General features: G+C 45.6%; 20 protein-coding genes. 14 read left to right on the plus strand and 6 right to left on the minus strand.

The genetic code is table 11. From position 1 onward, the window contains the following. Positions 1 to 18 precede the first annotated feature (18 nt). Together HZB61_01210 and HZB61_01215 are read right to left on the minus strand one after the other, a co-directional pair. The gene (locus HZB61_01210) at positions 19 to 1071 is read right to left on the minus strand and encodes a response regulator (protein MBI5055222.1); all 1053 of its coding nucleotides are present in this window, start codon (positions 1069 to 1071) and stop codon (positions 19 to 21) included. Next, positions 1068 to 3440, minus strand: a complete 2373-nt coding sequence (locus tag HZB61_01215; GenBank protein ID MBI5055223.1) for a response regulator — start codon at positions 3438 to 3440, stop codon at positions 1068 to 1070. The genes HZB61_01210 and HZB61_01215 overlap by 4 nt, the downstream gene beginning before the upstream one ends. A gap of 148 nt (positions 3441 to 3588) precedes the next feature. Between HZB61_01215 and HZB61_01220 the strand changes: the two genes are divergently transcribed. The 5 genes from HZB61_01220 (at position 3589) to deoC (ending at position 7917) form a co-directional block, all read left to right on the plus strand. Continuing rightward, positions 3589 to 5130: a sigma 54-interacting transcriptional regulator gene (locus tag HZB61_01220; protein MBI5055224.1), complete on the plus strand. Its 1542-nt coding sequence runs from the start codon at positions 3589 to 3591 to the stop codon at positions 5128 to 5130. Next, the gene (locus HZB61_01225; GenBank protein MBI5055225.1) at positions 5127 to 5525 is read left to right on the plus strand and encodes a hypothetical protein; all 399 of its coding nucleotides are present in this window, start codon (positions 5127 to 5129) and stop codon (positions 5523 to 5525) included. Before HZB61_01220 ends, HZB61_01225 begins: the two co-directional genes overlap by 4 nt. Before the next feature lie 232 nt (positions 5526 to 5757). Beyond that, positions 5758 to 6081, plus strand: coding sequence for a transcriptional regulator (locus HZB61_01230; protein ID MBI5055226.1), 324 nt, complete (start codon positions 5758 to 5760; stop codon positions 6079 to 6081). 173 nt (positions 6082 to 6254) lie between these two features. Further along, positions 6255 to 7127, plus strand: a complete 873-nt coding sequence (gene ilvE, locus HZB61_01235; GenBank protein MBI5055227.1) for a branched-chain-amino-acid transaminase — start codon at positions 6255 to 6257, stop codon at positions 7125 to 7127. A 103-nt stretch (positions 7128 to 7230) separates the two neighbouring features. Further along, positions 7231 to 7917 (plus strand): deoxyribose-phosphate aldolase, encoded by a 687-nt coding sequence (gene deoC / locus HZB61_01240; GenBank protein ID MBI5055228.1) that lies wholly within the window; start codon positions 7231 to 7233, stop codon positions 7915 to 7917. A gap of 8 nt (positions 7918 to 7925) precedes the next feature. On the opposite strand, the gene HZB61_01245 is transcribed toward deoC, so the two are convergent. After that, the gene (locus HZB61_01245; GenBank protein MBI5055229.1) at positions 7926 to 8312 is read right to left on the minus strand and encodes a hypothetical protein; all 387 of its coding nucleotides are present in this window, start codon (positions 8310 to 8312) and stop codon (positions 7926 to 7928) included. A 342-nt stretch (positions 8313 to 8654) separates the two neighbouring features. Here HZB61_01245 and HZB61_01250 point away from each other — a divergent pair, with 342 nt between their 5' ends. Beyond that, positions 8655 to 9569: a diguanylate cyclase gene (locus HZB61_01250; protein ID MBI5055230.1), complete on the plus strand. Its 915-nt coding sequence runs from the start codon at positions 8655 to 8657 to the stop codon at positions 9567 to 9569. A gap of 96 nt (positions 9570 to 9665) precedes the next feature. Here the strand turns inward: HZB61_01250 and HZB61_01255 are convergent, their stop codons facing one another. Continuing rightward, entirely contained in the window at positions 9666 to 10235 is a 570-nt protein-coding gene (locus HZB61_01255) for a nitroreductase (protein MBI5055231.1), read from the minus strand. 143 nt (positions 10236 to 10378) lie between these two features. On the opposite strand from HZB61_01255, the gene secA reads away from it, so the two are divergent. From secA to HZB61_01295, 8 genes are all read left to right on the plus strand, one after another. After that, positions 10379 to 13051, plus strand: a complete 2673-nt coding sequence (gene secA / locus HZB61_01260; protein ID MBI5055232.1) for a preprotein translocase subunit SecA — start codon at positions 10379 to 10381, stop codon at positions 13049 to 13051. Continuing rightward, on the plus strand, positions 13044 to 14039 hold the full coding sequence (locus tag HZB61_01265; protein MBI5055233.1) for a sensor domain-containing diguanylate cyclase: 996 nt from the start codon (positions 13044 to 13046) through the stop codon (positions 14037 to 14039). Before secA ends, HZB61_01265 begins: the two co-directional genes overlap by 8 nt. Before the next feature lie 91 nt (positions 14040 to 14130). Further along, a complete protein-coding gene (locus tag HZB61_01270) occupies positions 14131 to 16713 on the plus strand; it encodes an N-6 DNA methylase (GenBank protein MBI5055234.1) in 2583 nt (860 codons plus the stop codon). Positions 16714 to 16715: 2 nt separating this feature from the next. After that, on the plus strand, positions 16716 to 19118 hold the full coding sequence (locus HZB61_01275) for a DEAD/DEAH box helicase family protein (GenBank protein ID MBI5055235.1): 2403 nt from the start codon (positions 16716 to 16718) through the stop codon (positions 19116 to 19118). Between the two features lie 122 nt (positions 19119 to 19240). Continuing rightward, complete coding sequence (locus HZB61_01280; protein MBI5055236.1) at positions 19241 to 19615, plus strand: hypothetical protein; 375 nt, start codon at positions 19241 to 19243, stop codon at positions 19613 to 19615. Beyond that, entirely contained in the window at positions 19612 to 20151 is a 540-nt protein-coding gene (locus HZB61_01285; protein MBI5055237.1) for a helix-turn-helix transcriptional regulator, read from the plus strand. Before HZB61_01280 ends, HZB61_01285 begins: the two co-directional genes overlap by 4 nt. Positions 20152 to 20239: 88 nt before the next feature. Further along, the gene (locus HZB61_01290) at positions 20240 to 20545 is read left to right on the plus strand and encodes a protein-export chaperone SecB (protein ID MBI5055238.1); all 306 of its coding nucleotides are present in this window, start codon (positions 20240 to 20242) and stop codon (positions 20543 to 20545) included. Positions 20546 to 20638: 93 nt separating this feature from the next. Beyond that, on the plus strand, positions 20639 to 22756 hold the full coding sequence (locus HZB61_01295; GenBank protein ID MBI5055239.1) for a GAF domain-containing protein: 2118 nt from the start codon (positions 20639 to 20641) through the stop codon (positions 22754 to 22756). 7 nt (positions 22757 to 22763) lie between these two features. Here HZB61_01295 and HZB61_01300 read toward each other — a convergent pair whose 3' ends face one another. Together HZB61_01300 and HZB61_01305 are read right to left on the minus strand one after the other, a co-directional pair. After that, the gene (locus HZB61_01300) at positions 22764 to 22997 is read right to left on the minus strand and encodes a hypothetical protein (GenBank protein ID MBI5055240.1); all 234 of its coding nucleotides are present in this window, start codon (positions 22995 to 22997) and stop codon (positions 22764 to 22766) included. 104 nt (positions 22998 to 23101) lie between these two features. Continuing rightward, entirely contained in the window at positions 23102 to 23566 is a 465-nt protein-coding gene (locus HZB61_01305) for a hypothetical protein (protein MBI5055241.1), read from the minus strand. Positions 23567 to 23608 lie beyond the last annotated feature (42 nt).

Genomic DNA, 23608 nt, shown 5'->3' on the forward strand with positions numbered 1-23608 from the left:
TGTTCGATTTAATTTTTATCAATCAGGATGTGTTTCAAATATCTCTTTGAATGTCGGGGACAGTTCTTTAAAGGCATTTAAGACATCGGGGTCGAAGTGTTCGGGCCTTGTCCTTCCGTCCCCGCTGATTATTATCTCCATTGTTTCTTCATGAAGGAAGGGAGGCTTGTACGGCCTTTTGCTCATCAACGCGTCGTACTGGTCGCAGATCATGACTATCCGGCCTTCAAGCGGTATCGTTTCCCCTTTCAGTTTCCTGGGATAGCCCGTGCCGTCCCATCTTTCATGGTGATTGAGCGCGATGGAGGCCCCCATCTGTATTGCAGGATGTGAAGAACCGTTAAGGATATTGTGTCCCATAGTTGTATGCGCCTTCATAATTTCAAACTCCTCAGGGGTAAAAGGGCCGGGCTTTAAAAGTATATTGTCCGGGATGCCTATTTTTCCCAGGTCATGGAGCGAGCTTGCATAGGTTATAGCGTCGATGAACTCCAGGGGCATGTTCAGCGACTCGGCTATTTTGTTTGCATAAAGCCCTATTCTTGATACATGAGCGCCTGTGCCTGTGTCCCTGAATTCCGCAACTGTTGTCAGACGCTTTATTACCTCCCGGCTTAAATTGTAAATCTGCTGTGTCTGCTTCCTTACGGTGTCCTCAAGCCTTTGTTTATAATCCTCTTCCAGCTCAAGAAGCCCGGTATACCTCATGGCCTTCTCTATTGTGTGGATAATATACTCCGGGGAGTAAGGCTTCGTTATAAAATCAAACGCCCCTCTCTTTATAGCGCCGATGGCCGTCTCCAGCTCGGCATAGCCGGTCATCAGGATTACAGGCATCTTTGGATTAATGTCATGCACCCTGCCGAGAAGATCTATCCCCGACATGCCCGGCATCTTAATATCAGTCAGTATTAGGCGGACATTGTTTTCAATGAAGCACCTCATGGCATCTTCGCCGCTCATGCAGGGCTTGATGTTGTAGCCATGCGCCAGGAGCAGTTTGGAAATAGACCCGAGCACATACTTGTCATCATCAACAACGAGGATGTATTTTTTTTCGTCGGAATTCATGCGTCAAGCACCTCTCTTATCTTTCTCATAAGATCATTCGGCTGGACCGGTTTCGGGACAAAATGCAACAATCCCCTTCCCTCGACCGCTACTTTTGCGGAATAGCCGCTTGTAAAAATGACCTTCATATCAGGCGCCATATTTTTTATTTCTTCAAAGGCCTCTATGCCGTTCTTTTTCGGCATCATCACGTCGAACAGGAGCAATTGGACCTTATCACGATTGTCCATGAATTTTTTAACGGCATCGGCCCCGTCCGCCGCCTCAATGACCTTATATCCGAATTCCCCAAGGATGATCTTCAGGGTCTTTCTGACTTCATGTTCGTCTTCGGCAAGCAGTATCGTCTCTTTGCCGCCGGACGGGAAAGACCCCTCAGCGCGCTCCTTTTCGCCGGGCCTGTCTTTTATTATCGGCAGATATATTTTAAATGTTGAGCCGTTCCTCAATTCGCTGTGAACGTCAATGTAACCGCCGTGCTGTTTTACAATGCCGTAAACCATGGAAAGACCGAGCCCCGTGCCCTTTCCAACTTCCTTGGTTGTAAAGAAAGGCTCGAACATCTTTCCTTTTGTCGTCTCATCCATACCTGTGCCGCTGTCGCTTACTGAAAGAAGCGCGTATGCGCCAGGCCTTGCATTCTTGCGGGTCCTGATAAACTCGCTGTCGTGTTCAACGCATACAGTCCTTATAGACAAGACCCCGCCTCCGGGCATTGCGTCGCGCGCATTTGAGGCGAGATTCATAAGGGCCTGTTCTATCTGAACGCTGTCGGCCATGATTATCAAATCCCTGCCTGCAAGGTCCATCTTTATATCAATGCCTTCGCCTGTCAGCTTCGGCAGAAATCTTACCGCGTCTTCTATGATTTTATTGAGATTGACAGGCCTGAGAGAGACGGCCTGCTTTCTGCTGAAGGCAAGGAGGTTGCTGACAAGGCTGGCCCCCCGTTCCGTTATGCCGAGTATCTGGTCAATAATGTGCGAATGCTGATTATTGTCCTGCAATTTCATTTTTAAAAGATTACCGTAGCCTATGATCGCGGTGAGCATGTTGTTGAAGTCATGCGCGATCCCCCCGGCAAGCTGGCCTACCGCCTCCATCTTCTGGGCATGAATAAGCTGGTCTTCGAGCATCTTCCGCTCGGAGATGTCTCTGACAATGCTGAGGTTAAACAGCTTCCCGCCGAGCTCAAGCATCGTCGCATTGACTTCAATAAGCACAGGGACGCCGTCTTTTCTGATATGGTGCAGTCCTGAAATGTTTGAAACAGGGCCTGACTGCGAGATTTCTTTCAATCTCTCCATGACTAAGTCAAGTTCATCCTCAGGGTGAAGCGCGGTGATCTTCATTTTTTTCAGCTCTTCATCCGTATACCCGTCCATCTCCGCGGCTTTATTGTTGCAGTCTATGATCTGCGCCGTCTCAGGATCGATCAAATATATGGCGTCATTGGCATGTTCAAAGAGCATGCGGTACCTCCCTTCGCTCTTTTGAAGGGATTCCTCCATCTCTTTGCGCCCGGTGATGTCCTCGACTATCCCAACGCCGCCTTTGACATTTCCCAGGGAATCAAAGAGAGGGGCAGTCCGCATGGACACCCAGATTTCGGCAGGGCCGTTTGTGGCGCGGTAAAAGCCTTCATAGTGTCCTTCAATTCCATCTATCGCCTTCCAGATTGCCGGAAGCACGCTCTGGTCCTTCAGCTTCTTCATATCAAACCCTATGAGTTTTTCGCGGCTTGACTGGAGGATATCGATAAAGCGGTCATTGCAATCGGTGATGAACAGTTCTCTGTCGTAATGGAACACCCCTATGGGGGTGTTATGAAACAGCAGGCGATACAGTTCTTCACCCTGTCTTAACTTTTCCACGGACTCCTGTAGTCCGGCCTTCTCTTCGAGCAGTGCCCTGTGTCTTATCACAAGTTCTTTTAATTCCTGGTCAAGCTTTATCGCGAGGTTTTCATCACTGACTTCTTTGAAACGCGTATCCGGCACTTTGAATTCCTGTATAACATCTTTTATGCTTTTCAGTAATTCATCAGATCCAAGCGGTTTGATTATAAAACGGGATGCGCCGAGGGCCATTGCCAGTTTCTCATCTTCAGGGGATGTGTTTGGACCAGCATAAAAGACAAAAGGGACCTTGCTGAGATGTTCGTCTTTCCTGACCTCCTGGCAGAGGCTGAACCCGTCCATTTCAGACATGTTGATAGCGGATATAAACATGTCAGGCGGTGACTGCCTCGCTGACTTCAGGGCCTCAATGCCGTTTGAGGCCTCTTCCACAGCGCACTCCGCAGAGCAGAGAATATTCCTGAGGACTACCCTTGCTTCGTCGCTGTCGTCAACGATGAGTATTTTCATTTTTTAATTATCCGGTCAGGGTATTATCCGCTATAGCTCTCCGCCCTGTCAAATTTTCAAAAACCGGACAAAGAAATGTGCGGAGTAGCGAGCCGGGATTATACAAATGTTGTTGATATTAAGCCGGGCCTTATGTAATATTTGACTGATGATACCTGGAACAGACAGAGAGCAGAAAACAGAATCCATAGTCCGTAAAAACAGGGAGCTTGCCGCCATCCTCGAAGTCAGCAAGGTGTTGACCGCGTCTTTTGACCTGGAGAAGAACCTTTCATCTACGATGGCGACCCTCGGCAGCCTGCTTGAGATGCAGAGGGGCTGCGTATTTCTCCTTGACCGCACCTCAGGGGAACTGCATATCGTAGCGGCGCACGGGCTTACAAAGGAAAATATTGAGAGAGGCAAATACCACATCGGAGAGGGAATAGTAGGAAGGGTGCTTGAAAAAAGGACGCCCATGGTGATCCCCAATATCGGCAAGGAGCCGCTCTTTCTGAACAAGACAGGGTCGCGCCCTGAAAAAGACGGGATCTCGTTTCTAAGCGTCCCGATAGAATTCAAAAAAGAAGCCCTGGGCGTGTTGAGCGTGGACAGGATCTACTCAAAAAAACACGGCAGCGTGGATGACGACCTGAGGGTGCTGGCAATAGTCGCCTCTTTGATCGCCCAGTTTATAAAACTGTGGGAAAGCTTTGAAAAGGTGGAGAAGGAAAAAGAGCATTTAAAAAGCGAGTTAAAGGAACGATACAGCATAGAGAATGTCATCGGCAAATCAGACAGGATGCAGGAGGTCTTTGCCGCTGTCCACCGTGTGGCCCCGACAAAGGCGACGGTCATTTTACGTGGAGAGAGCGGCACGGGAAAAGAGTTGATAGCCAAGGCCCTTCATTACATGAGCCATAGAAGCAAGGGGCCTTTTATTAAATTCAACTGCGCTTCGATCCCGGAGGGGCTCCTGGAGTCGGAGCTTTTCGGCCACGAAAAAGGCGCGTTTACCGGCGCGATCGCCTCACGAAAGGGCAAGTTCGAGCTGGCACACAAAGGGACGATCTTCCTTGACGAAGTCGGCGACCTGCCGCTTACGCTTCAGCCGAAGATACTGCGGGTCTTGCAGGAGAGGGAATTTGAACCCGTGGGAAGCGAAAAGACGGTCAAGGTGGACGTCAGGATAATCACCGCTACAAGCAGGAACCTTGAAAGTCTCGTGTCGCAGGGCAAATTCAGGGAAGACCTTTACTACCGCCTGAACGTCATCCCGGTCTTCCTTCCCCCGCTCAGGGAAAGAGGAGAGGACATTACCGCGCTGATAGAGTATTTCCTCAGGAAGTTCAATAAAGAGCATGGCCGTTCCGTCGGCCTGGACAAAAACGCGCTTCAGGTGCTTATGAATTATGATTGGCCGGGTAATGTGAGGGAACTGGAAAACACCATTGAGAGACTGGTGATAATGTCGACTTCAAATACCATCACACCGCCTGACCTGCCTGATTCGCTCAGCATAAGCAGGCCGAAGAATTTGGGCAAATCACTTTCACTGACAACGAATATAATTGAAATTGAAAAGACAAATATCCTTGACGCCCTTGAAAAAGCGCACTGGGTCCAGGCAAAGGCCGCAAAGCTTCTTGGCATAACACCGAGACAGATCGGGTACAAGATGAAGAAATACGGGATAGAGGATAAAAATTGACAGCCAGGAAACTACCGCATACAGTCTCTCCGTTTGTTAGCTACGGCTTCTTTTTTTTAGGCATTATCTCCGCCGTCGCATTCAGGGTAATCATAGTATTTCAGCGTCTTGAGCCTGCCTGGGTAAGGCCGGTCTGGTATGTTGGAGTTATCGGATATATAGGCTTCTTCATGTACCGGTACGCCATCACAAGGAAAAGAAAGAAAGCAGTCAGGGATTATCAGTTAATTGAAAAGATAAAAGCTAACGCGTGCCTTGCGGAAGAGGAAAGAGAGGTGGTTATGTATCTCCTGTCGTCGATAAAAAAGTCACCTGAAGACATCAACTACCTGCTTATCTTCCTGCTTTCGATCATTGCTATACTGGCAGATTTAATACTTGCTTATTACCATTAGGCAAGTAAATATCTAAAAATCTATTTAAGGCCTTTTGGCTGAAATGAAAGCCTGCTACAGAATTTCTATAATCGACAGCAAAACAGTAGCTGGTAGTTAGTAGCCAGTAGATAGGGGTCCCCAACTACTTACTGCTATCTACTGACTATCCTTTCAAGGTGTCGTATAGAAATTCTTCCACAGCCTTCCATTTCAGCGGCCATTGGAGAAGAGTATATCTGGAGTTTGTTGAATGAAGAACAAACCTAAAGAGCCTTCGGTCCCCCTCGACAGACAGGAGACCGTGCGGCAGAAGATCATATCTCTCCTTTCGGAAAGAACGCATTCCGCAAAGGAGCTGTCGGGGGCGGTCAGGGTTGGTGAAAAGGAAGTATATGAACACCTTGAACACATACAAAAGTCGCTCGCCAAAGGCGATCATAAACTTACCGTCATCCCCGCTGAATGCAGGAAGTGCGGTTTTATATTCTCAAAGAGAGAGAAACTTAAAAAGCCCGGCAGGTGTCCCATGTGCCGGGGCGAGTCCATTGAGGAACCGCTTTTCGGTATTGAGTGAAAAGAAGAGTTTTTTTAGCCACGAATGAACACGAATCACACGAATGAAGAAAAAAATAGATTTATTCGCGTATAATCTGCGTCCTTTTTTTATTCGTGACAATTCGTGGAATTCGTGGCAAAATTGAATTTTATAAAATGAAAAACACATTACTGCCGTGATAAACTTGTCCCATGCTTTATCTTAATAATAAAATTGTCCCAAGGAATAAGGCCGTCATCTCCGTTTTTGATCACGGGTTTCTCTACGGTGACGGCATTTATGAAACTCTAAGGGCGTATAAGGGCGTTGTCTTCAAGTTCGAAGAACATGTTGACCGGCTCTTCCGCTCCGCCGCCCTTATCAGGCTTGCAATTCCCAAAACTCCTGAAGCGATCAGGAAGGCAGTTTACGGGACAATGAAGGCGAACAACCTCAAAGACGCTGTAATAAGAATTACTGTCTCAAGGGGCGCGGGGCCTGTCGGCTTAGACCCCGACCTGTGTCCGCATCCGACCTTTGTGATATTTACAAATGAATTTAAAGAATACCCCAAACTGTGCTATCAGAAGGGGGTAAAGATCGCGATAGTCAATACGAGGCGGAATTTCAGGGGGGCGCTTGACCCTCAGATAAAATCCCTCAATTTCCTGAACAATATTCTCGCAAAGATAGAGGCCAAAGACAGGGGCGCATACGAGGCGGTAATGCTGAACTACAGGGGACACCTCGCGGAAGGGACGATAACAAATATCTTTTTCGTTAAAGATAATGTCCTCTGCACACCCGCGATTGGCGCCGGGATTTTAGACGGCATAACCAGAAGGACAATCATCGACTGCGCGAAAGAGCTGAATATTAAAGTCAACGAGGGACTATTCAGGAAGGAAGAAATCCACCGGGCCGATGAAGTCATTATATCTAACACCACTATGGAGGTCATGCCTGCCGCAGAGGTCGATAATATAAAGATCGGCGTAAAACCCGGCAGGATTACAAAGGCGCTTCAACTGGCATATAAGAAAAAAGTTGCGGCGTACCTGAAAAGGGAGAAATTAAGAAGATAAGAAAATGAGAAGATGAGAAAAGGTGAAGGACATCTTCCCAACTTCTTAACTTCTCATCTTCTCACCTTCTTTTAATCTCCGTGCACTCTGTGGTTAAGTTATTATGAAATCTACCATTAAAACCAACATCGCCAAACTCATCGACCACACTCTTCTCCGTCCTGATGCTACAGAGCGTGATATTGTCAGGCTGTGCGATGAGGCAAAGAGGCACGGGTTCTTTTCAGTCTGCGTGCATCCCGCATTTATAAAAACCGCGAAGGACCAGCTTGCCGGGACAAAGATCAAATTATCGTCCGTCATCGGGTTCCCTCTCGGCATGACGCTTACAAAAGTGAAGATATATGAAGCAATGGAGGCGGTGTTCCAGGGAGCGGATGAACTTGACGCTGTCATGAATCCGGGATTTGCAAAGTCCGGCAGGTGGGAAGGTGTTGAAAGCGAGATAGAAGATTTAATTACAGCTACTCCTGACAGTGTTCATAAAATTATAATCGAAACCTGTTACCTCAATGAAGACGAAAAAAAGCGGGCAGCCCTGATTGTGATGAATGCAGGGGCCGGGTTTGTTAAAACCTCCACGGGATTCGGCACATCCGGCGCGGCGATCAAAGACGTTGAGTTGATAAAGGCCGTGACAAAAGGGAAGGTCGGCATCAAAGCCGCAGGCGGGATCAAGACCCTAAAGGACGTGATCGCATTTGTTAAAGCCGGCGCAACAAGGATAGGCACGAGTTCAGGGGTGTCGATAATGAAAGAGCTGGAAAAAGACCGCAATCTTTTGCCCTGACCGGTAAGCTACAGGAAAACTATATTTTTGGTCGCTGAGATGACAACCAGGACCCGTTGATTATTACCTTTCAGATCAGCCGGTGTTAGGAGAAAAGCCGGACGGCCGAATGGATAGAACTTTGCATAACCGACCATGACCTCTCCGTCGGCAAATTCTACCTTAAGCTTATTGCCGCCCCATGGGATCATGTCCTTATATTTATAGGTGTAGTTTTTGTTGCCATCAAATGTTTTGACAAAGAAGGCCGCCTTAAGTTTTTCTATATCAACCCTCACCTTCTCGCCGCTCAACAGGCTTAAATGAAAAAATGTTTTATCCGGGGAAAAATCAAAGCTGCTGCCTTTCAGTAATGATTTGTCTTTAAATCTTATTACCATCCTGTTTGTTATCATACCTTCACCTGAACCTTCTCACGCTATCTTTTACTAATTATATTATGGATCAAATTGCTTTATAAGCTGTGATTCGGATTACAAAATCATAAACTCCCGCACAAGTGTATATTATTGAATCGTAATGCGTGATGCGTAAAGCGTAATGGGCGAAAAGAACAATGGATTACCCGTAACATGCCTTTAACTCTATGCACTATGCTCTTTGCACTTTGCTTTTTAAACTGGCTAAAGAATAAATATTTAAATCCGTATTACATAAGGTATAGAATTATATTCAACGGCTTATTGCACAGTTTAAACGAATTGCCGGAGAAAACCCGGCAGTCAGGAGAATGAACCATGAAAAAAACAAACAACGGCAAGCACACCCATGAAAATCCACGGGAAGACTCAATAGAAACCATCGCCCTTTACCGCGATATCATTAATGCGGCCAATATACTAATATGGCGTACTGACGCCGGTGGAAGGTTTACGTTTCTCAACCCGGCCTGGGAAAAGAGTTACGGCTACAAGGCAGAGGAAATGCTTGGCAGGAATTTTTCGGATTTCCAGGTCCCTGAGGCCGCGGGGTATTACATCAACGAGTTCAGAAACTGCCTGATCGGCGAGTCGGTGATAGGGCATGAGATCTCTTTTTACTCAAAGAAGGGGAGTGAGATAAATTTAGTTATCAACCTGGTCCCGCTCCATGACGACAAAGGCTCCGTGATCGGAACTCAGGGGGTTGCCTACGACATAACCGAACGCAATCACGCCGATGAATTACTGCAATACATAAGCGCGAAGGATGAACTAACAGGGCTGTATAACCTTCATACGTTTTTGAGCATGACAGAGCAGCAGATGAAGGCAGCTAACAGGGAGAGGAAGGAAATGCTGGTCATATATATCGGCGTTGATGATATGCAGTCAATTAATGATGAATACGGGTTTGACACAGGCGACCAGATATTAATTGATACAGCCGATATCCTCAGCAAAACCTTCCGGGAGGCCGACGTCCTTTCACGGACCGGGGGAGATGAGTTTGTGGTATCAACCCTCGTATCATCAAGAGATACGGAAGGAATGATCATGAAGCGGTTAAAAGAAAATCTTAAAAAGTATAACGCTGGAAAAAACGGGCCGCCCAGGCTGTCGCTCAGTTTCGGCACGGCGTTCAATGACCCGGAAAACTCCGTGTTTATCAATGAAGTGCTCTCAGACGCGGAATCAAAGATGTACGAGTACAAGAAAAGCAAGCAGAGATAAGCGTTGAGCGCAATGCGTTACGCGTTATGAGTAAAGAAGGGTTCTGTTTGTTTAACGCGCAACGCTATAACACTATACGCTATAACGCGTTTTACCTCACAGCCATTTTATTACGGGTCCTTTTTTCTGCGGCGGGTCTGTGACGCCCTTTGGATAACCGACAATGATAGGCCCGAATATCTTCTCATCTTCTTTTAATTCGAGGGCATCTTTTATCTCCGCATTGCCGGTGAGCAGGGAGCCGAACTGTACCCAGCAGCTTCCGAGCCCCAGTGAATATGCGGCGAGCATCATGTTCTCACATGCGAGGGGGCATGAATAATCAGCATACGGGCCTTTTCCGATGACGAAAATAATTGCCGGAGCTGAATAATAAATCGGGTCTTCAAGCTCTTCATACCGTTTCATTATCGACTGATAGCGTTCAGGGTTTGCGGTTTTAAGCGGTCCGAGCAAAGTTTTTGCGTTGGGGATAGCGGCATTCATCAATTTTTTGTGTAGCGCATCGTCCACCACCACCACAAAGCGCCACGGCTGGCTGTTCATTCCCGACGGCGCATTATTGCCTGCGTCAATTATCGAGTTAAGGATTTCCTTCGGCACCTTTTTAGCTTCATATGCCCTGACGCACCTTCTTCCCTTTATGGCCTTTAATACCTCGTTCATGGCGTCCTCCTTCTGAAATTAATTGATTAATTCTAAACCACTTGGAGCCCAGAGTAAAGGCTGTTTGCAGTAAAAGCGTGCATTTTAAATTTCATTTGGGTACTGTGTGGTAAATCGCAGAGTTTGTTATATAATAGTAACGTATGTTCGGACTGTTAACCAAAATAATCGGCACAAAGAACGACCGTGAGATCAAGAGGCTGTGGACGGTTGTTGAGAAGGTCAACGCCTTTGAGTCTAAAATACAACCTCTCAGTGACGATCAACTTAGGGCAAAGACCGGCGAATTCCGCAAGAGGCTTGAAGGCGGGGAAGGCCTGGATGACATCCTCTCTGAGGCGTTTGCCGTTGTCAGGGAATCGTCCCGCAGGATCTTAAAGATGCGTCATTTTGATGTCCAGCTTATCGGGGGCATCGCGCTTCACGAGGGAAAGATATCCGAGATGAAGACAGGTGAAGGCAAGACCCTCGTGGCAACACTCGCGGTTTATCTCAACGCAATCGACGGGCACGGCGTCCACGTTATCACCGTCAATGACTACCTCGCAAAAAGAGACGCACAGTGGATGGGGCCTATTTATAATTTCCTCGGACTCTCATTAGGCATCATCCAGCATGACAGTTCTTTTATGTTCGACACATCATTCCATTCTGAAGACAGCAGGCTTCAGCATTTAAGGCCCGTCAACCGTAAAGAAGCCTACCTGGCTGATATCACATACGGCACAAATAATGAGTTCGGCTTTGATTACCTCAGGGACAACATGAGGTATCACATAGACGACTACGTGCAGAGGGAATTGAATTACGCAATAGTTGACGAAGTGGACAGTATCTTAATTGATGAGGCGAGGACGCCTCTCATTATATCCGGCCCTTCGGAAGAATCAACTGATAAATATTACGTCATAGATAAGATCATCCCGAAACTCAAAAAGGAATCCGATTATACGGTCGATGAAAAGGCGAAAAGCGTCACGCTCACCGAGGAAGGAAACGTAAAGATCGAAAGACTGCTTGATGCGGGGAATCTTTACGACCCCGCGAATATCGAGCTGGTGCATCACGTCAACCAGGGGCTGAGGGCGCACGTGCTTTTTCAGCTTGATGTTGATTACATCGTCAAAGACAATGAAGTGATAATCGTTGACGAGTTCACGGGACGCCTCATGCCGGGCAGGCGCTGGTCGGACGGACTGCATCAGGCAATCGAGGCCAAAGAGGGCGTCAAGATAGCAAGTGAAAACCAGACGCTCGCCACTATTACCTTCCAGAATTATTTCAGGATGTACAACAAACTCGCGGGTATGACGGGCACTGCCGATACCGAGGCGCCGGAGTTTGCAAAGATCTACAACCTTGAGGTGTTGGTAGTCCCGACCAACCAGCCGATGATAAGGAAGGACAACGCCGACATTGTTTTTAAAAACGTGAAGGGCAAATTCAATGCCGTTATCAATGAAATAGAAGACTGTTATAAACGCGGTCAGCCTGCCCTTGTAGGCACTATATCAATAGAAAAATCAGAGCTCCTCAGCTCAATGCTGAAGAAGAAAAAAGTACCGCATTCAGTCCTCAACGCGAAGTACCACGAAAGAGAGGCAGAGATAATCGCGCAGGCGGGAAGAAGCGGCGCCGTAACCATAGCAACCAACATGGCGGGCCGCGGCACGGACATAGTCTTAGGCGGCAATCCTGAAGGCCTTGCCAAAGACATGCTGGCGGACAAAAAAGACTACACTGACGAAGATTACGTGAAAACACTTGAGAAGGCCAAAGAACTCTGCAAACAGGACAGGGAAAAGGTCATCTCCGCCGGGGGCCTGCACATACTCGGGACCGAGAGGCACGAATCAAGAAGAATAGACAACCAGTTGAGAGGGCGTTCAGGGCGGCAGGGAGACCCTGGTTCGTCGCGTTTCTATCTCTCCCTTGAAGACGATCTGATGAGGATATTCGGCTCGGACAGGATATCCGGCCTTATGGGCAAATTGGGCATGGAGGAAGACCAGCCCATAGAACACAAATGGATCACAAAGGCGATAGAGACCTCGCAGAAGAGGGTTGAAGCGCACAATTTCGATATCAGAAAACACCTGCTTGAATATGATGATGTCAACAACAAGCAGAGGACGGAGATCTATTCATTCAGGCGCGAGATACTCTCAAGCGACGATCACAAAGACAAGATAATGGAGATGCTTGAAAACGTGCTTGACGATGTCCTCCCCGTTTATTGTCCCGAGAACAAACATTCAGAGGAATGGAATATAAAAGGGCTCCGCGACGCTCTTTACGGTCAGTTCTCCGTCTATCCCGAAATAGAGGCAAAGCCCATTGAAGCGCTTCGCGAAGAACTGCTTGAATTGATAAAGCAGGCGTATGAGAAGAAGGAACAGGAGATCGGCTCCGGGACCTTCAGGTACCTCGAAAAGATGATACTGCTGCAGGTCCTCGATACCCAGTGGAAGGACCACCTCCTGAGCATGGACCATTTGAAAGAAGGCGTGGGGCTTCGCGGATACGGCCAGAGAGACCCGCTGGTGGAATACAAGAAAGAGGCCTTTGAGATCTTTTCCGACCTAAGCAGCAGGGTAAGTTCTGAAGTAATTGCGAGGCTGACGAAGATACAGATACAGAGAGAAGAATCCGTGGAAAATAAATTTAACGCAAAGCCCGCAAAGGTGATGTATGGCAGGGGCGGGGAAGACGCCAAGCCTCAAACTGTTATCAAGGACAGAAAGATAGGCAGGAACGACCCGTGCATCTGCGGAAGCGGCAAGAAATATAAAAAATGCTGCGGTGTCAATGCGTAAAAACCCCTCTATAGACCTCTGCGACGAAATAACAAATATCCTCACATCTGCGCCTGATCTGAACAAGAGCCTGACCTCGGTTATGGTGAAGGCAAAGGCCGCAACAGGGGCTGAAACATGGTCGCTTATGGTCGATGCAGCTTTCAAGAAAATTCCCTTACGCTCCTCCAGGAATATCCAGAAAATAAAATTTGAAACAGGAGCGGGCCTTACCGGGGCTGTTCTTGTGAAAGGCAAACCGGTAATCGTTCAGGATGTATCAAAAGACAAACGTTTTGACAAGCAGGCGGACAAATTCCGCGATGTAAAAATCAGGTCCCTCATATGCGTCCCTTTGAAAATCAAGGACAAGCCGGTCGGTGTTTTGAGGCTGATAAACAAAAGACGCGGCGCCCCCTTTACCCCGGATGACGTGAAGATGCTCATGAATATTTCGTATCATGCGGCCTCAGTGTTAGAGAGGGAATATCTGTATCAAAAGATAGAGGAGATATCCATAACCGACGATCTCACCGGCCTGTATAACATCCGCTACCTTTACAAGTCCATTGAAGTTGAGATAGAAAGGTCCAGACGCTACGGCTCTCTATTTTCAATTATATTTATGGACATTGACAGCCTGAAAAAGGTAAACGACAGGTTCGGGCATCTTACAGGAAGCAAGGTGCTTATTGAGACAGCCGGAATAATACAGATCAACTTGAGGAAAGTTGATGTGGTCATCAGGTACGGCGGAGACGAGTTTGTGATAATCCTGCCCCAGACCCCGCGCGACGCGGGTTTTCTCGTGGCGGAGAGACTTAGAAAGGTAATAGAGAAGAACGCTTATCTGAAGGGAGAAGGCGTCCCGGTCAGGATAACGGCAAGCTTCGGGGTCGCGTCTTTCCCCGATGACGCAAAGAGCAAAGAAGAGCTCCTCAGGATCGCGGACAAGGCCATGTACCGCGGCAAGTTTTCGACAAAGAACGTCGTATTCGCGGCGAAGTAAGAAGATACCTTAAACCACACTATCCTAAATCAAGCATTCTAATTTTGTCCTGAAAAAATGGAATACTTTAGTATAAAATGTGTCTTAAATCATGGGTAGATCAACAGTTCATTACGCAGACAATAAGACCAACAATATCTTGAAAGCTCTGCACAACAAGCTTAGACCTGCGGGCACGCCAGTGCAGCGTGTTGAATACATCATTGAATTGCTTCTGCTTCGCATATTTGAGGTGAAACTCAAAAGAGATGATGAGTTTAAAGAGCTGCGGAAGCTTTTCAATTCAGATCATGGGAATGAGAATAAACTCTTTTATCATCTGCAAACTATAGGCAGTGAAAATATTTTATCAGCGCTGAATAAAGAGTTTTTCCCCTTTTATTCAAATATCCTGCAGGAAGCCCGGAAGGTCCTTAAAGAGAATTTAAGCATCAAAGTTCAGGATCAGTTGACCTTGATACATGAGGTATTTGCCAATTCCAATTTTACTAACAACGTGCAGAGCGGAAATCTTGAAGATATTATCGCCCTTATTTCAGACATTGATGAAGACCGTTTGCTCAATACTGATTTATTAGGCGACGCCATTGAATCGGCGCTCTCTGAAACAGGCGGTACAAAGGATATCGGTCTGTTCCGCACCCCCGATCATGTGAGGCAATTTATGGTGGGCATGCTTGAGCCTGCTATCAAGGACACGATCTTTGACCCTGCCTGCGGCACTGGAGGTTTTCTGTTCGATTCATTTGAGTACGTTATGGAAAGGATAGAAGCGCCGTACAGGAGTAAAGACGAACCTGCGCGTTTCCCCGGAGCCAAGTCGCATCCTGAGTTGCAGGGTTGGTTCAGAAAATATTTTTCAGAAAACAGTATTGATATGCCTTCGATAGAAGAGACTGCGCAGTTTTATCGTTCGGGTATTTCGGGGATTGAATATCTTGGGATGATAAGAAAAATGGCGGCGGTCAATTTCTATGTGCGCGGGTTAAATCCTGCAAACCTTGAGCAGGGCGATTCATTGGCAAAGTTTAATGCTGAATTAGCCGGTTCTAAATCTCTGGTCTTGGCCAATCCTCCATTCGGCGCAGAACGTGACCAGAAGGCTTATCCGAATGTGTGGGAAGATTATTCGAAAGAGAGCGAGACGACTATCCTGTTTGTCAAAATGATGTTTGACAGTCTCAGGGAAGGCGGCAAATGTGCGGTAGTAGTTTCAGAAGGATTTCTGACATGGGAGCAGGGAAGCGCAAAGTCTTTGCGCAAGATGCTTTTAGAAGATGCAAATTTGCAGGCTGTCATTGGTTTGCCTCAAGGTGTTTTTATCAGCAAGACAGGACAGGGGCCGAAGACTTCTATTCTGATTTTTGAAAAGGGCAAGCCGACTGAGAAAGTCTGGTTTTACAATGTGGAAAATGACGGATTCACCAAAGGAGCCAACCGCACACCTGTTGAGGGATGCCAGCTCACAGAGGCATTGGACTTATATCATCAATATGTAAAGCTTGGTAAGACACCACCGGAGACAAGACGGTCTTTTTCTCTATCGGTTGAATGGCTCATGGTTGTTGATCCGCGCATCAAGGAAAGAATAAGGAAGGAGACAAGAGAAGCCTTCGACATAAAAAGAGAGGAGGCAAGGGAAAAGCTGATTGATAAATTGAACACTAAACTGGAGAATGCAAAAAAAGCGAAAACTGACAAGTTCAACAAGAAAGCTTATGATTCAGAAATATGGAAGTTTGACACTACATGGGAAAATAAAATTCTGAACGAGATAGCCCAGCGGATTGACAAGGCGCATACATATTCTTTTAATCCCACACATTACCGAAGTTCATTGAGTGAAAGCCAATTGAATGAATGGGATAAAGTTGTCGAGCATCACAAGCCGCCGTCAAACGGACACTCATTGGATAAGAGATTTGAGATGCTTCTGGGATGCGCTTTGAAGGACGCGATTAACTGCGTAGCAAACTTTGACCCTCTAAATGCCATTGAAGCTGATATTGTCAGAGAATACTTGTCCAATATTGAAGCCGGTGAATTGCAGAAGCATCCGGCTTTGGCAAAGATAGATGAAATCTTAAAAAGCGGGGCCAGGTATCCGCGTGTAAAACTTGTGAGTTACATAAAAGAAATATCCGAAAGAAATAATAAAGACAGAAAGTTGCCCGTAATGTTAGTGTCCAAGAACTATGGCATGATGCTGTCTGACGACTATTTTTCTAACAGGAAATTAAACAAAGTTTATAGTAATGATTTGAGAAGTTATAAGGTTATTAGAAAAAACCAATTTGCTTATTCTGGAATACATGCTAACGAGGGAGCTATTGGTTATTTAAAAGACTATGACGAGGCTTTAGTAAGTGGCATATATAAAGTTTTTTCCATAGATGAAAAGAAAATTCTTCCTGCTTATCTCGAGATGATTTTAAGGTCAGATACTGCAATTAAATATTATAATAAGGACACACAGGGGACCATCGAAAGAAGAACAAACTTGTCTTTTGATCATTTTAAAAACTTAGATATACCGCTACCTGATATTAATACTCAGAAAGCAATTATTTCAGCTATACATGAACAACTTCATGCTTTAGATAAAATCGCACAGATGAAAACTGATGCTGAAAATAAAATTAGCCAAATTATCAATGCTGCTTGGGAGAATTAAATTTGCAATCAATTAACGACAGCGAAGCACAGAGTGTAGATATCCCGGCCATAAAAGAGCTTGAAGGTATCGGCTGGAAGCTTGGGGATACGCTTCTGTACCAGCCTGAATATCAGCTCACTGCCGAGCAGCAGAAAGAATACTCATATCCGGACGGCAAGATGCGAAAGTCTATCAAGCCCGATTTAGTACTTCAGGATTTAAATGGTCAAATCCTTGCTATCTTTGAAAACAAGCTTGAGCAAAAAGACGAGAAAAAGGCATTAGATAAACTTCGTCTGCTTTACGGACAGATATTGAAACCACGTTTTTTATACGCCTGCTCCAAAGAGAGAAAGCTTTTCTATGACACCTCATGGCGCGGACTGGATGCAGGGGAGTTCAGGCGGACAAATGAATTCCTCACCCTCGAACAGATGAAGGTGAAGAATGAACAACTGAAGAACATAAGCGCTGTTAAAAAAGTAAGCATTGACACGACTATCGCCGGAGGCTATGACCCTGATGTGGGCAAGGAGCGTTATTATCAGTTGGACTGCATCAATACATTAATAGACAAATACAGGGCTGGCGAAACAAAAATGCTGGTCCACATGGCAACCGGTCTTGGGAAAACCCGTACTGTCGTTGCGTTTGTAAAGGCATTGTTGTCTCACGGGCTGGCTAAAAAAGTATTGTTTGTGGTTGATAGGGTCTTACTGGCTGATCAGGCAATGGATGACGGCTTTGCCCTTATCAGTAAAGAGCATTCAGCAGCGAGGATCAAAACAACCAATTTCAAACAGCAGAAACACGCCTCAATCCACGTTGTCGTTATTGATACACTGGAAATCATATTTCAGGGTATACCGAGCAATTACTACGACCTGATAATTGTTGATGAATGCCATCGCTCCATTTCAATAAACAGAAAGCTCATCTTTAATCACTTCCTCTGTCCGAGAATCGGCTTGACGGCTACACCGCGAATCGCTGTAGCTAAAGAAGGTAAAGAAATTCCGCAGGAAGATCTGGAAATCAGGGACACGTATAGACTGTTCGGATGTGAATCAGGTGAAGCGACTTATTCATTTGGGTTGGAAAGAGGAATAGAAGAAGGTTTTCTGGCGGAATATAATGTGCTTGAAATCCTGACATACCTGACTCAGGAGGCTGAAGAAGAAGGCATCCCTATTGAATATGTATTAGACCCGGATACAAGAGCCCGTATCGATTTGCCTAAAGAGATGCGATTGATGCTCGAACAATTGGAGCGTAAATATATATCTGATGAACGCTGCGATAGAATTGCGGAAGAGATCCGCAAGAACACCGAATACGGTGAAAAAGTCCTTGTATTTGGAGTAAGCCAGGCGCATTGTCATATGCTCACCAATGCGCTTAACAAAGTATTTAAAGACGATGGAAGCAGTAATCCCCGGTATGCAGAGCCGATTATTTCAGATAATAACGAACTCAATGGCTACCTGAAAAACAGATTCAAGAAACCTTATCTGGCCCCTTATATCGCTGTGTCAGTAGACATAATGACAACCGGCGTTGATATAAAGTGTGTGCGCTATCTTGCATTTGCAGCACTGACAAAATCAGTAGGTAAATACATTCAAATGGTCGGCAGAGGGACACGGTTAGATCCTAAAACAGGAAAGAACAGCTTTAAGATATTGGACTTTGTCGGTTTATGCCAGAGAATGGAGGATAACCGTAAGGGAACGACAAAGCCTAATGTCAAAGTAGTTGATACAATAGACGGCACAGGCGGTGGCGGTGAAACAAGCCCTAAAGGACCGTATTACATCATTGACAACCCCGACCCTGCAACTATGATACAGCGGGTGTACATTCATGGCGACGACGTCAGAGTAGTGGATAATGTTCCAATTGACAAAGCAAGAGAAATATTTGAGAGGGAAGCTGCCAATCCAATAAATAATGAAGTTCGGGACATTCAGGAAAAAGTCAGGCAGAATACCGACTACGAACCTACTGATGAGGATTTGAAAATAATAGACGAATGGCTTAAGGCGCCGGAAATATATCTGGAAGAGGGTCAGTTGCAAAAGATATATGATTATCCCAACGGCACAACCTGGGAGTTCCTGCTGCATGCGTTAGGCTTTAAAAAAATCCCCACACCTAAAGAAAGAATAGAACAGGGTTACGAAGCATTTATAAAATCTACCACTGATTTTAACGATGATCAGCTTAAGGTTCTCGCTAAGATGAAAGATATTTTCGCAACGAATCTCAGCAGCAAACAGGAAATTGACCTGAAAAAGATCTTTGCGAATCCGATTTATGAAAAGATTATCGGCAAGAAAGAAAAGGTAAGCCAGTTGTTTGCTGGAAAGTTTGATGCGGTTATTAGTGAACTGAAGAGAAATTTAAAGCTGCCTCGTTCTTAGCATAAAATGATATCATTGCAATTTATTTTGCAATTATAAATAGTGTATCATTATCTTGGGCTCATTAAAACCATCAAACAACAACATTTAGCGTCTTGACTATATATCATAAGTGATATATCATGAAAGTACCGAAACTTCCAAATAACATAAAAGTGCACCCAAGCGCTGAGAGGGATATTAAGGAAATTGCAACTCTGGACGATAAGAAAGCAGGCAAGATTATTCAGAGGATAAGTGAATTAGGGGTTGATTCAGCGCCGATAACCGGTGACTGCAACTCAGAAACTGTTTTGAATCTCACAAAAAAGAAGGTTTATGTCAAAAGGCTTAAGTGTTTGGATATTTTGGAATACAGGATTTTTTATGCTCTCAAAATATCCGGAATGATTTGTATATATTGCATTGTTCCGAGAAATAAAGATACTTACAGGAAGGATGCTCCGCACTATATGCGGATAAAATTGCTTTACACTCAATGGAGGGATTGCCAGTGAAATCTGCTTTTGAAAAAATCAAATATACCCCTGGACCCCAATTTCAGTGGCGCATGCCTTCACAAGTCCGCTCAACTCTTTCTAAGGATGACATATGTGAAATATGCGATTCAATAAAGGATAAAGAAATTGAAGAGTTGAAAAATGAAAACAGGAAACTTAAGAAACTTGTAGAGTTTTTAAAGGCAGAGATACACTCATTAGAATTAAAAACAGCTTTAAGCGAAAAAGCTATTCCTATAAAAAAAATAATCAAAGAATTTACCTCGACTCCTGAAGGCAAGGCAGCATGGCAAGCGGCATGGGACGAACGGGCAGAAGAATGGAAAAAGTCTGCAGCGGCAGGAAAAATCAGCAGGATAAAATATTACAGGCTTATAAATGGAATGGACCAGGCTGCACTTGCCAGGAAACTAAAGACTGCTCAGCCTAATATATGCAGGATTGAAAGACCTGGATATAACGTGCCCATTTCAACTCTTGAAAAGCTTGCAAAAATATTTAAAGTTAAAAAGGGGGAATTAATTGGGGACTGATACGGGCATAAATTTTATCAGTGTCTCCCTGACGGAGCTTGATTTCAAACTGAACAAGAAATTTAAGCTTCCTAAAGACGGTGTCCCTGTGGATATAGGGGTTAAATCAAAAAATTCATTTGATCTCAATAAGAAGAAGCTCATTACAACGTTAAGTGTAGTTTTATTTATTAAAACTAAGATTCCGCCTTTTGTGATGAAAGCTTCAGTAGAAGGTATCTTTATAGGAAATAATATTGACGACCTTAAAAAATTTTCCAAAGTTCATGCCCCGGCACATTTAATGCCGTTCATTCGGGAGATTGTTGGCACCACTACAATGAAGGCGGGAATTCCTCCGCTTCTTCTTCCGCCTATGAATCTCTCTGCACTTTTTGACGAAAAGAAGAAGTAATGTCTTAATATACACTTACCCTTATCTGATTTTTCCCCTCGCAATATAGTAAAATTTATAATCATCATTTTTATAACCGGAGTAAACACCACTATGTTCAACTGGATGTGGAAAACCTATCGCAAAATTCTTGATAACATGACGGACGGCGTGTATCTTGTGGACCTCGATCAGAAGATACAGTACTGGAACAGGACCGCCGAAATACTGACGGGGCTTTCCGCCGATGAAGTAATAGGAAAGACTGTTAACGAAGCCGGCATCAGGTATGAAGATGAAAAGGGCAAGCTGCTACAGAATTTTGAATACCCGGTGGCCCTCTGTTTTCAGGAGAAGAGGGTCGTGAGCAAGAATTTCTTCATTCAAACTAAAGACAACGGAAGGATCCCGCTTGAAGAAAGCGCATCGCCGCTTTATCACAGGGGAAAGATAACAAGCGTGATATCCGTAATCAAGGACATCACCCATTGCATCGAAGCTGTGGAGCTTCGCCTGAGGACCGAGAAGAAGGAAAGGCTCATACCGATATGCGGCTGGTGCAAAAAGATCAGGAGCGACGAGAATTACTGGGAGCAGTTGGAGACATATCTTACAAAGGAAGGCTTCGGCGTTTTTACGCACGGGATGTGCCCTTCATGCGCGGAGAAGATCTTTGAGAAGAAGGTGTATCTCGAAAGCTATCAGAAGATATGCAAGGCGATAAGCTCCAGCATTTCACTCGATGAGGTATTGCAGCTCATCGTGACCAATGCCGTTAAGGTCATGAACGTGAAGGCAAGCCTGCTCCGCCTGCTCAACAAGGAGACCAAGCAGTTAGAGATAGCCGCGCACTACGGATTAAGCGATAAATACGTCAACAAAGGACCGGTTGCTTATGACGCGAGCATTGACGACGCGCTTGCCGGCCAGTCCGTGTCGGTGTACGACATGGCAGAGCACAAGGACTCAAAATATTATGAAGAGGCCCTGGCAGAAGGCATAAGGAGCATCCTTTCCATACCGCTGCGTTTTGAGAAGGAGGTCATAGGGGTGCTCAGGATGTACACGGCCGAGCCGGTAAAGTATACCGAAGATGACCTGAAATTCATAACCGCCATTGCTGAGCAGGGGGCCACGGCCATAGTGAACGCGAGCCGTTTTGAAAAGGCCGTCTCAAGAGAGAAGGAATATCTCAGGGTCTATGAAGAAATTACAAAGGCCGTAAGCTCAACCCTGAACGTGGATGAAGTGATGAATCTGATCGTGAAAAAGATCCCGCAGGTAATGGGGCAGAAAGGAAGTTCGCTGCGTCTCATAAACAAGGAGAACGAGCAACTGGAGCTCGCGGCATATTATGGTCTGAGCGCAAAGTACGCCAACAAAGGCCCGGTGGCCTATGATGCGAGCATTGCCGATGCGCTGGCAGGCAAGGCCGTTTCTGTATTCGAAATAGCAGAGCATAAGGATTCAAAATATTACAGGGAGGCCATTGAAGAAGGCATCAAGACCATTTTGTCCATCCCGATGCGTTTTCAGAATGAAGTGATAGGGGTGCTCAGGCTTTATACCAGCAGGCCGGTCCAATATAACGAGACGGACCTGAAATTCATGGAGACAATCGCCGAACAGACAGCGATAGCCATCGTCAACGCCAAGCATTTTGAAAGTGAGTTATCGAAAGAAAAAGAATATCTGAAGGTGTTTCAGGAGGTGACAAAGGCCGTAAGCTCGTCCCTCAAGGCAAATGAAGTGCTGAACATGATAGTCAGGAAGATCCCCGAAGTGATGAATTTGAAGGCCGCTACGGTCAGGCTTCTCGACTCTACGGGTAAGAGCCTTAAACTTGTCGCATCGTTCGGCCTCAGTGAAAAATATTTAAACAAGGGGCCTGTGGACGCTGAAAAAAACGTCACTGAGGCCCTGAAAGAAAATCCCGTGGCGATCTTCGATGTTGCCACAGACCACCGCATACGGTACAAAAAAGAGGCTGAAGAAGAAGGTATAAAGAGCATGCTGACCCTGCCGGTTGTCGCAAGGGGAAAGGTGCTTGGAATATTGAGGCTTCTCACAGGCGAACCGAGAGAGTTCTCTCAGCAGGAGATAGACTTTGCGGCTTCACTTGCTGAGCAGTGCGGCATTGCGATTGAAAACGCCACCATGTATGAGAAGACAAAGAAGGAATATGACAATATGATGCAATTTGTAGACGGCGCTTTTTTTGAGAAAGAATAAGGGTGTTTTACTTCCCGCTTTCGTTTCTTCTCCCGTCGTCACCGGCAAGCAGTCTTTTATATCTCCTGCGGGCCTCAGGGGAGATGGTGATCCTGTCCTGAATCATGTGCCATCCTAAAAAACTTGCGGTATCTCTTCTTACAAGCGCTTGAGTTTCAACCGCGGGCCTTAATTCGTCCGTGTCTTCGGCAGACAGGATATCTTCAGCAATCCGTGATCTTTTTACCGGCTCAATATCCATTCCCTTTTCCCCCTTAGAAAAACTTGAGGTGTTTTATTTTAGAATTTTTGGGCCTGAGATGTCACTAATTTTTTTGTGACGTGTGTACGCAGGTAGTCCCGGGGTTAGGTATGACGGTTCCTGGACGCCTGTTTCAAGTACCTAAAAAAGTTCCAGTAATATACCAGGCTCGAAAGGACCATTGCGCCGCCAAAACCGATATAGATGATAGAGAGATATGGTTTTGGAATGGGCGAATGCCTGAGTATCAGTCCCATAAAGATCATAAACAGGATGATCAGATAGCTTTTCCATGATTGAAATGCAAAGACACACACCTTGTCTTCTTTTGAGAGGATGCGGTCGATATTCTTGTAAAGCAGTTTCAGGAACATAAAGTGATGGATAATGAGAGAGAGAATAAATCCCGCCGAACCGAGCCAGACGGCGTTTTGCATTGTTGTCTCTGACAACCAGCGAACGGCGAGCCTGCAGAGCATTATCCCGACAATGCTCCAGATAATCCCTGCAAGGACAATTAGAACTCTTTTATCAACTGTCGGGTTGAATCTATCAAAATTGGATCGCATATGTTTTTCCTATGTAAGGGCGAATGGCCATTCGCCCTTACA

The organism is Nitrospirota bacterium (assembly GCA_016214845.1).
In the GTDB taxonomy this organism is placed as follows: Bacteria; Nitrospirota; Thermodesulfovibrionia; order UBA6902; family UBA6902; genus SURF-23.